Raw genomic sequence first — 10,655 nt, 5'->3', positions numbered from 1 at the left:
TTTAGCGGCAACTTTACACCATTTAGGTTTATCAGCTCACTACATAGATTTTATAATTCTGCTCGTGCGTCCAAGAAACACAAGCTTCCTTCAGGTGATATACCTCTGTCAGTAGAGCAATATTACGAGTTATCAAAAATCTTTAGCCACAAGAAACTCGCAGCTGCTGTCCACCATCTTTGCGTATCGACAATTTGTTCTTTGGTTCCGAAATTTGCTTATGTTTGCAGTGATCTCAGAAAAACAAGTGATACAGCACGACTTCCTAGCGCAGTGAAAGCAGACTTAAGAAAATGGGTGCATGAGGCGTTGGTTACACATCTAGTGAGTGAACAGCAAGATATAAAAGATTTTTATAACTTAGACAATTATCATTCTATAGCTTCAAGGAATACCGATTTTGAGTTATTGAAGCGATATACTCTGTTAGCACTTAATAACGAGCTGGCAGAAGTTATAACTACTCTTTCAAAGCGATGGATAACTTGGGCACTTAGATGCGGAGTAACCGACGCTCAACTTATTGGCCATGTGCCCAGCTTTCTAATGATCTCGAATCCAAGCGCCACCGAAGTATCTGATACTTCAGAGAGTGAAGAACAGAACTCTAACAATATTTGGCTAACCGTTTATTGCGTTTTAGAGGTATATGTCCCGAATGATAAAAAAATTGGCGATTGTATGGTGTACAGTGGTGTTTTATATCGCTCTAATATTTCTCTATTTAAGTCATCATAATGTGCAATTAATTCAAAACTTCACTAATTCCAGCTCACCTCTAGTTAGTAATCCTTTAAAGCTAAACGTTAGCAGGAGTGGCTGCTGAATGTCGGTATATGGTTAATATTTATAAGAGTATTAACCCGGTGAGTATTTCGATCTTTTAATGGGATACGTAAATTAATACATAGCTTGCTCATGTGTTGAACAAACAACACAGGAGTAGCACACATGTACGTATCAACTTTTCAAACCCCAGGTTGTCCTGGCAATGGTTATTGGTATGAACCAACCTATAACGGGCTTTCAGTTAACTTAAGTCGTGGTCCACTGATTGAAAACAATCTTGCAGCGATCAGTAGAACAATCGTAAACGCATTGGCTGATACGCCACGAGCATATGCAGTTAGATTCGATCTCAGGCTCCCACCTGAATTTGATGTTACTGACTCTGAAGTGATTACCCGTTTCTTTAATGCTTTGAAGCGACTGCTTGAGGCTGCTGATCAGCAAAAATTAAAGGAAGGTAAGCGTGTGCATCCTCACCGTTTGCGTTACTGCTGGACCAGAGAATGGGGTGTCGAAGGACGACCGCACTATCATGTGTTAATTATTCTGAACCATGATAGATATCGAACTCTGGGTTTGTTTAAAAACTCTGAAGGTAACTTGTCGGCTCGTATTAAGACAGCTTGGGCAATCGCAATAAATCGACACGTTGAATCTGCATCCAGATTGGTGCACTTTCCTGTAAATGCGGAATACAGGCTCAATCGCAACTTGCCTGAATACCAATCTCAAATACAGAGTTTATTCTATCGAGTGAGCTACTTTGCAAAAGCGGAGACCAAGATGTTTGGTATAGGACAAAGATCCTTTGGCACATCGATAGGCTAAAACGATTTTTTACAGGCAATGTAGAATTAAAATTTAGACGGTATTACCGGCTGGAAAATTTACCTTGCAAGCTTCTAAATTGCGGGTTAGCCTTCTAAAAAGGCGCCCGCCTCACTTACATGCGAGTGAAAACAGGCAGCAATCGCTTAAGCGTATCTATGTTATGTGTAAACAAAGCCTATTAATTTAATTCCAGGTTGAGCGACCTGGCCTTAAACGCATGCGGTCATGGTTAATTGCTCACGGCACTCAGCCTCCGGAGTTAATTATGTATAACTTATCCGCTATTTCCCATGCAGTTCTGCAACAACTTAAACAGCACCACACTGTTACGCCAACCCGCTCTCAGATATTGGAGTTAATGGCCGCGTATTTGGGTTATAAGACATACGCATCATTCAAAGCAGATAAAGTCATCGGTAAAGAAAAGCTTAACTCTGCGATTGCAGATCAAGCAGCTGCCTTTGCTCGGTTTGATGCGAGATTGGCCGATTTAAACATCCCTGCATCTTTAGCCAGCCAACTTAAGCAAAGTGTTATACAACATTTTGATGTCGATGAGCTGGAGCCAAAAATCAGTCTTATCAGAATTGCTCAACATTTGGGTATCGCAGCTGGGCAAGCCAAACTCCTGCCTTCAGAGGTCAAAGCTTGTTACGAAAATATACTTACTAGCCATGATGCTGAGATCTCGCTGCTGAGGTATGTTTGGCATTGCCACGAGCAAGAGCAACATTCAGGGGATGAACACTATTCTGATGGCAGTTCCTATTGGTACGAGCAACGTCAAGCCGGCGTAAAATTATCTGCTGTAGCAGAGGAGTGGGCTAATACTTACGAACGACAATTAGCTGCAGATGAGCGTAGACGCACTTTATTTAGTGCGGAATCATGCGCCCAACTAGCAAGTCCTTTTGTCACAGACGTGATCCATGATCAGCGCGCGCCCAACTTGTGCTGGCAGCTTGATGCTTCCTATCTGCTAGAGCTATTCGAAGACAATATGTGTGATGGTATTACCGATGAGTTTTTGGATGATTGGAATCGTTTGGCTGTGCTTCAAAATCCAACACATCAGAATTTAGTGCGATTAGCTGAGGGCCTGATGGACGAAGTTGAACTATGGGCTTGGTATCTGTTCGGCCTCAGCCAGCAAATAGATATAACGACTGACAACTATAGTTTAATAAACTCCGATACAGGCGATGCATGGGATGAATACGGTCCTGCAACACCTGTCGGATACGATGGTATTTCTTTACCAGTTATTTCAGAAAGCCAGAGGTGTGAATCTCAGTTATTAGCTGAACGTATGCAAATCTTAGTGAGTTCAGTGAGGAAATAAGAAAAAAATAAGATAACAGCATAAGGCTACCGCATCCGCGGTAGCCTTATGCTTGAATCAGATTTCCAGTTCAACAAAGTCTTTATCAATATCCTCCTGGGTAATACCGATATAGCGCAAAGTCACACCTTCAGAGCTATGTCGTAGCATTTTCATCACTCTAGCAATGTCCTTGGTACTTTTATACAAGTGGTAACCGCGAGTTTTGCGCATTGAGTGTGTGCCAAGGTCGATCCCTACATCTTCACCTATCAGGGCAAAAGCCCGGCTGACATAGCGGCGTGAAAGTGGTGCAGGTGGAACATTGCCAGCACGTTGATTTCTGTATGACTGAAATAGATAGAAATGAGTGGGATGCTCCGTTCTAATCCGATGGATAATCTCAATAGTTTTCTGGTTTAGTTTGATATTGGCAAGTTTGCCTGTTTTACCCTCCTTTAAAAGCAGCCGCTCAGCCTGAATGTCTGAAAAACGGATTGACAGTAAATCTGTGATCCGCAGAGCCAGGTTTAACCCTACATTCCAAATATCCGCCATTTGTTGGCCGTAGTGCCTGTCCAGTAAGTGACTAATCAGTTTCACCGTATCCAGGCTTTTGACCGCTTGTACCTCAGCCATAGTCAACTTCCTCTTTTCGATTAAAACGCGTTTTTGAGAACTTCAGCACCTTTCAAAAGTAAAAGTGCTGATTTATAAGGCTTTGCAAGTTCCCAAAAGGACAATTTGGGAACTTGGTTTTTATGCCGTTTTGTACATATTCGCTAACCTAGAGTTTGAGCCTAAAGCAGCCCACGTTCAGCAAAAGACACAGCTGTTTCTCCAACAACGATATGGTCCAGCACTTTTACATCAATTAGTGCCAGTGCGTCGGTTAGTCGTTTGGTGATCCGTTTATCTGCCTCGGATGGCTCTGCTACGCCAGATGGATGGTTGTGAGCGAAGATCACAGCACCAGCATTATGCTCCAGCACCAGCTTTACCACTTCACGTGGGTAAATCGGTGCTGCGTCGATAGTGCCGTAGAACAACTCACAGAAGTGTATTAATCGGTGTTGGTTGTCTAGCAGCATTACGCCAAATACCTCTCGCTCATGATGAGCCATGCGGTACTTCAAATAATCCTTCGTTGCTTCTGGATTGGTAAAAGCGTTTTTGCGGGCATATTTTTTGGCGATCAGGGTTGCAGCTTTATCTAGTACTTCTAAGGCGGCGACTGACCATTTTACAACGTCAGCAGTAGAGGGTTTTGGTGCCATAGGTATATCTCCTTAATTAACATTTAGTTGCTTATGCATTGAGGTGATATAGGTCTGAATTTTTTTCGATTCGTTAGCTGTAGGTGCTTGGTGGCCGCTTAAAGTTAAAAAATACACAACGCGCTCATGGTCTGGATAAATAAGAGGACCTAACCATGAAACTGATTAAATTAAAGTCTGTGATGGATTGCACCGGCCTGGCACGCTCTACCGTTTATAAGTTTATTGCAGAAGGACGTTTTCCAAAGCCAGTAAAGCTTGGCGTAAGGATGGTAGCTTGGGTGGAAAGCGAGATACAAGACTGGATCCAAGAGAAGATTGAGCAGCGCCAACTTAGCTAAATAAAGTGACGAGAAATATCATCTAAGCCTGCGAAGCTCATCTAAATACTGCCTAGACAACTTATTAGTAAAGCTGTTGATCTCATCAGCAGTCTCGGTATAGATAGCCTGGCTAACTCTTTTACAATCCGTTAAGCCAAGTTCATAAACAAATCGCGAGGCAATAGGGTTTTGCTTCGGAGTGGTATTCCAGCCTTTATCAATCCATTGTGCTAATCGCTCATCGTGCGGTACCAGTAAATACAATCTTTGCTTAGCTCGGGTGATGCCGACATAAAAAAGCCGTCGCTCTTCTTCCTCTGAGTCTTCACTGGTAATCTCTTCTGCTTCAGAGTGTGAGGTTACTTCCTGCGGTGAACTTGATGGAAATTCTGCATCGTTTAATCCGGTAATAATAACGGTTTCATACTCCAGCCCTTTGGCAGCATGGAAGGTTGCCAATGTAACATGGCTAAAGCCACTGTTTGCTGTCTGCGGATTCAGCACGGCAGATAAAAGTTCTCCAGCGGTTATTCTGCTTGATTGCAAAAACTCTTTGATTCTAAACATACCCCTGCGCTGATCGTTTGATTCTCGCCGTATAGATGATTCAAAGCCAATATTTTCGGTAAGGCCGGCCATCGCGATTTTTTGATACACTTCAGCTGCCAAATCTGTTTCGCGTGCTGAGTCTTTTAAAGAAAGTAAGTCATTTAATCGTAAGCGATGCTTACGGCCATTTTGCAAAGCAGAGGTTAGCAGCTGCCAAATGTCAGCACTCTGGTTAAGTAGCTTTGTTTGCACATCTTTCATTTGGCCTGTTGTCCAACTGATGCCAGCATCCCATAGGAAGCCGGCAAGAATCGCCTTTTTGCCTGGATGTCGGCTTAGCCGCTTAAGGTCACCATCAATACAAAGTAAAAATGCAGCAACTAGCACGCAAATTTCCTTGCGCCTGAATAGAGTGGTTTTTTCTGCGCTGTTACTGCCATCAGCTTTTTCATCGGGGTAAGCATAAGGGATCTGGCATAAGCGCAACGCTAGTTCCGTTTCTGCCAAGTGAGCATTGGTTCTGGCAAGTATGGCTGTTGAATTAGCGCCTGGCGTTAACAGAGATGAAACTCTCGACAGACAAAACCCTGGGTGAATGGATACATCAGTGTGGGGTGTTTGTGTTGGCTGACTGATACACAACTTTGCAGTTTTATGCGTATTTTTACTGATAAGAGAATTGGCAATAAGTGATAATTGATGACCGAAGCGAAAGGTGCAGGATAAATGAAACACCTTTATAGGCTTAAACTGCTGTTCAAAAATGCCGTCGATAAAGTCAGGCCGGCTCCCACGCCATTTATAAATACTCTGATTGATATCCCCGACAGCCATTACACTGGCTTTATCACCTGCTAACAATCGAATCAGTTCATGTTGGACCAAATTAACGTCCTGATATTCGTCTACGATTATATTACTAAGCTGAATGAAAAGTTGTGGTTGCTTTGTAATGACCTGTTTTGCTTCAGCGAGCATGCTATCGAAGGTTCGAAAACGGTATTCCTGCAACAATTCATAAAACCGCTGGTAAGCCTTAATGTGTCCATTCGGATATCTCGCAAATACGGGATCGGAAGCTACTTCTTCAGGCAAAGCACCGTCTGCATGGCAGCGATCAATAAACAGTTCTAACTCTTCTATTTCGTTCTGCTCAATAAAGCTGTCTTCAGCAGCATAACCATACCGATATGCCTCTCTAATGATACTTCTGTACTCGGGCATATCAGTCGTTAGCAGTTTTTTGTGGCCCAATTCACCTCTTCGCACCGCTTGTTGAACAATCTCAAGAGCAAGGCTATGAAAGGTGCGAACATCGGGTGATCGATACTGGTTTTTTAATGTGATGTTCAATTTTTCGGTAAAACTTACCTGAGCCGCTTTGTTGTACATCAGCACCAGTATCTGTTCCGGCATTGCTCCGTTTTGCAGTAAGCGCTGCACATGCTTTACTAAAGTAGTGGTTTTGCCACTGCCAGGTACTGCTTTAACTAATGCATGTGAGCCGTTATGCTCGATAATAAGACGCTGCTCTTGTGTAACGGTCTTACTCTTCCTTGTCATTTCACTGACCTATATTGCGCGCACAACTTTGCTTCTGTGTAAGGTGCTTTTATGTGCTTTTTACTGCAGTGAAGGAATCCATTCTCCCAGTTAGATGCATGAATGCAATTAACGCAGTTGGCATGAACGTTCAGGGCGTCAGCTCTGTGTATCAAGTTTCGTAATCTTGTAAGTTGTTCTTGCGGGGCCAAATTTTTCGGCCATGCGATGCTAGGGCTTGTTGCAGTATGATCAATGTCCTGATATCTGAAAGTTTGTTTTTGTAGTCTCCCATTAGGGCTTAACTTCCACTCATCTATTACAACTTTTGCGTGGTGACATTGCTCCAGACAGTGGTCAGTGACACGGCTTGTAAGTTTGAAGTTGTAATACGTCAATATGGTATCTTCAGCGCTAAAGTCACTGCTGATCAGTGCCGTAATATCCGACTCTGATTTCACATGAAATTCCAGTATTGGCACGCCAGTGTCTATTTTGTCTTTAGAGCATGGGTTAGTGACGTGAATTTCGATATAGCACTTTGCGCTCGAGTTGGCATCAGTTAGCAAGACATCCGGTTTAAACCCAGTTTCTGCGTCGTATTGCTCAAGCGCAACCTGATCAAAAAGCGCCTTTAAGTTATAAATTGCGGGGATAAGCATCTTACAAGGCTGAAACTGGCCGGCTAGTAACTCTGCTTTAGCAGAACGACACTCAGCCTCCCGAAGAAGTTTAAGCGGCACGACATTTTCATTTAGAAGGCGATGATAGATCGCTATTTTTGCTGTCTGGTGCAGGTAACTCTCATAAGAGCAAACAGCTTTATGGTGACGAAAATGCTTGGCATTATTTTCACCTAGCACCGGTATCATTGATTCATGGCAACTCGGGCAAATGTATCGCTCAGCCCGCGAAGCTTTTCGGATGTGTACTAACTCATTTTCATCGGTTTTGGCATATGCAAACTGTACCGACTGCTCATTCCCTTGCATTGAATATCCTGGTGACCTATCTCAATAATTTGATTTAGTGAGGGTATTGTTGACGGCAGAGAGGTTGCTTTTCAAGGAAAATATTTTAAAAATTGGGAACTTGAAGGTATAGTAAATTTAACATCAATCACATGCAGCGTTGGGCATTGTAAGTTTTCGCAAACAGCTGTTTTAACGCGTATAAAGTAAGTCTCTCTATAGATAGGCGGACTGAGCGGTTGCTGATTAGCTTAAATATGATTCTTTAATTTAAGGGCAGGTATGGATGGCCAATTAAGACCTGAAGATCAGGCGCGTGTCATTATAGATAGGAAGCTGGCTGATGCTGGCTGGGTTGTCCAAGACAAAAAGCGTATGAATCTTATCGCCGGTAAAGAGGGGGTGTACGGCGTAGCTATCCGGGAAATGGATACTACAACCGGTCCAGTTGACTACATGTTATTTGTAGCAGGCAAAGCTTGTGGCGTGATCGAAGCTAAGAAAGATGGCGTTTCGCTGGGCGGTGTTGCTGAGCAAAGTGGTCGTTACAGCATCTCTAAATCTGCGTTTACTCAGCGTTGGATGGACGCTCTCCCTTTTACATACGAAGCAACCAGCACAGAAATTCGTTTTTGCGATTATCGCGACCCGAAAGCGCGCAGCCGCAATGTATTTCATTTTCATAAACCCGAAACCTTAAAGAAATGGCTGGAGGAAGAAAAGACGCTTCGCGACCGATTCCTCGACCTACCTGTGCTTGAAACGAATGGCCTGCGCGACTGCCAGATTGAAGCCATTTCCGGTATAGAAAAATCGTTAAAGCGAAATGAACCTCGTGCTTTACTACAAATGGCCACTGGTTCAGGTAAAACCTTTACCGCCGTTACCCAGATCTTCCGCCTTGCTCACTACGCTAAAGCAAAGCGAGTGTTGTTTTTAGTCGACCGGGGTAATTTAGGCCGTCAGGCCAAAAAGGAATTTGAACAGTACGATACCCCTGTTGATGGCCGAAAATTCACATCGCATTACAACGTGAATATTCTTGGTACCACCGGCGTGGCCGACACAACTAAAGTGACTATATCGACTATTCAGCGCTTGTATTCCCAGTTAAGTGGTGTAGAGCTGGATGATGATGCTGATGAACGCTCGGGGTATGAGATCGAAGAAGAAACACTCTCTACAGCACCAAGAGCAGTCAGCTATAACTCTGAAATCCCAATTGAAGCTTTTGATTTAGTCATAATCGACGAGTGCCACCGCTCAATTTACAACTTATGGCGGCAGGTCATCGAGTACTTCGATGCTTTTATCATTGGCCTTACTGCCACACCAACCAAAAAGACCATTGGCTTTTTTAATCAGAATCTGGTGGCTGAATACACTCACGAAAAAGCTGTTATCGATAAAGTAAATGTGGGTTATGACATCTATCGAATTAAAACCAAAAAAACAGAGCAAGGTGATGTAATCGAAGCGGGCACCGCCGTTCAGGTTCGTGACCGCTTGACTAAAAAGCAGCGTCAGGAAGTGCTGGACCAGGATCAGGCTTACAGCAAAACCCAACTAGACCGCAGCGTAATAGCGCCGAATCAAATCCGAACTGTATTAACGGCATTTAAGGAACGCTGCTTGCCGGAGTGTTTTGCCGATCGCAGCTGGGTACCCAAAACACTAATCTTCGCTAAAGATGATGATCATGCTGATCGTATCGTCGATAAAGTACGCGAGGTATTTAACGAGGGAAACAGCTTCTGTAAAAAAATCACCTATCGCGTGGGTAAAAAAGCTGCAGAAGACACTATCGCCGAGTTTCGCACCAGCCCAAGGCTGCGTATAGCCGTTACGGTAGATATGATTGCGACCGGTACTGACATTAAACCGCTAGAGTGTCTGATTTTTATGCGCGATGTGCGCAGCCAGGCCTACTACGAGCAGATGAAAGGCCGTGGTACCCGCGTTATCGATATCGATTCGCTACACCAGGTAACGCCAGACGCCAAAGCTAAAACCCGGTTTGTCCTCGTGGATGCTGTTGGTGTGACCGAGAGTGATAAAACCGAAAGTAAATCGATGGAAAAGAAGCCATCCGTCTCAACTGAAAAGCTGATGGAGCAAATAGCCAGGGGCGATCGCTCGGCTGAAACGCTCCAAACCCTGGGTAACAGGCTGGTGCGTTTAGACCTTACCATGGATGCAAAACAGCGTGCTATGTTAAGTGAGCCAATAGGTAAACCCCTGGCGTTAGTGGCAGGCGAGCTTATCAGGGCGACTAATGAAGAGTACCTAGAGCAGCAGGCAAAAATTCAGTTTGGTACCGATGCACCTACACAAGAGCAACGCGATGAAGTCTACAAACCCATTGCCGAAGCTGCTGTGAAACCGTTTCATAACCCGGATGTACGGGAAACCATTGAAAAAGTAAGACGGCAAACCGACCAAATTATCGACGATACTGCTGACGAGTTGCAGAGTGCCGGCTTTGATGCCGAAAAGGCTCAGCACATTATCAAAAGTTTTAAGCAGTTTATTGCCGATAACAAAGCAGAACTAAGCGCAATTGAGCTAATTTACAGCAAACCCTACCAACAGCGGCATTTAAGTTACGAACAAATCGAAGCATTAGCTGAAAATATTCAGGCACCACCGTACAATATCGCCCCTATCGAAGTGTGGAAGGCGTATCAGCAGTTGGAAACGGCGAAGGTAAAAGGTCTGCCACCGGCAACGCTTTTAACCAATATCGTCAGCTTAGTTTCCTACGCGACAGGGCTAAAAGATGTGTTAGAGCCATTTCCCGAGTTAGTAGAGCGCAGGTTTAATGCCTGGGTGCAGCAGCAACAGTATTCGGGCACTGAATTTACACCAGCGCAGCTGGAGTGGCTTAACTTAATTAAGCAGCAAATTGCGCAAAATGCAGAAATGATGATCGATGACTTTGACTATGCCCCATTTAACCAGAAAGGTGGCGTGCTCAAGGCTAAGCAGTTATTCGGTGAAAAGCTGAATAACGTAGTTGACGAATTAAATGGCTATCTTATAGCTTAGGTAT

General features: G+C 43.9%; 9 protein-coding genes. 5 read left to right on the top strand and 4 right to left on the bottom strand.

The genetic code is table 11. From position 1 onward, the window contains the following. The 3 genes from RHEIN_RS21070 to RHEIN_RS15940 all read left to right on the top strand — a co-directional run. Window positions 1-738, top strand: a 738-nt coding sequence (locus RHEIN_RS21070) for a hypothetical protein (protein WP_008900012.1), incomplete at its 5' end; no start/stop codon positions are given. A gap of 213 nt (window positions 739-951) precedes the next feature. Next, the gene (locus RHEIN_RS15945; protein ID WP_008900011.1) at window positions 952-1,617 is read left to right on the top strand and encodes an inovirus Gp2 family protein; all 666 of its coding nucleotides are present in this window, start codon (window positions 952-954) and stop codon (window positions 1,615-1,617) included. Between the two features lie 268 nt (window positions 1,618-1,885). Then, complete coding sequence (locus RHEIN_RS15940) at window positions 1,886-2,962, top strand: hypothetical protein (RefSeq protein ID WP_008900010.1); 1,077 nt, start codon at window positions 1,886-1,888, stop codon at window positions 2,960-2,962. 57 nt (window positions 2,963-3,019) lie between these two features. Here RHEIN_RS15940 and RHEIN_RS15935 read toward each other — a convergent pair whose 3' ends face one another. Beyond that, window positions 3,020-3,580, bottom strand: coding sequence for a tyrosine-type recombinase/integrase (locus tag RHEIN_RS15935; protein WP_008900009.1), 561 nt, complete (start codon window positions 3,578-3,580; stop codon window positions 3,020-3,022). 161 nt (window positions 3,581-3,741) lie between these two features. Next, complete coding sequence (gene radC, locus RHEIN_RS15930; RefSeq protein ID WP_008900008.1) at window positions 3,742-4,218, bottom strand: RadC family protein; 477 nt, start codon at window positions 4,216-4,218, stop codon at window positions 3,742-3,744. A gap of 155 nt (window positions 4,219-4,373) precedes the next feature. On the opposite strand from radC, the gene RHEIN_RS15925 reads away from it, so the two are divergent. Then, a complete protein-coding gene (locus RHEIN_RS15925) occupies window positions 4,374-4,559 on the top strand; it encodes a helix-turn-helix transcriptional regulator (protein WP_008900007.1) in 186 nt (61 codons plus the stop codon). Between the two features lie 18 nt (window positions 4,560-4,577). On the opposite strand, the gene RHEIN_RS15920 is transcribed toward RHEIN_RS15925, so the two are convergent. Together RHEIN_RS15920 and RHEIN_RS15915 are read right to left on the bottom strand one after the other, a co-directional pair. Continuing rightward, a complete protein-coding gene (locus RHEIN_RS15920; RefSeq protein ID WP_008900006.1) occupies window positions 4,578-6,653 on the bottom strand; it encodes an ATP-dependent helicase in 2,076 nt (691 codons plus the stop codon). After that, window positions 6,650-7,624, bottom strand: coding sequence for a competence protein CoiA family protein (locus RHEIN_RS15915; RefSeq protein WP_008900005.1), 975 nt, complete (start codon window positions 7,622-7,624; stop codon window positions 6,650-6,652). Before RHEIN_RS15915 ends, RHEIN_RS15920 begins: the two co-directional genes overlap by 4 nt. A gap of 261 nt (window positions 7,625-7,885) precedes the next feature. On the opposite strand from RHEIN_RS15915, the gene RHEIN_RS15910 reads away from it, so the two are divergent. Continuing rightward, window positions 7,886-10,651 carry a type I restriction endonuclease subunit R gene (locus tag RHEIN_RS15910; protein WP_008900004.1) on the top strand — a complete coding sequence of 922 codons (2,766 nt, stop codon included), beginning with the start codon at window positions 7,886-7,888 and terminating at the stop codon, window positions 10,649-10,651. The last annotated feature ends 4 nt before the right edge of the window (window positions 10,652-10,655 follow it).

The sequence above is a fragment of the Rheinheimera sp. A13L genome, from assembly GCF_000217935.1.
In the GTDB taxonomy this organism is placed as follows: domain Bacteria; phylum Pseudomonadota; class Gammaproteobacteria; order Enterobacterales; family Alteromonadaceae; genus Pararheinheimera.
Note: the sequence above shows the minus strand (reverse complement) of the source record. Positions and strands in the feature narration are given on the sequence as shown.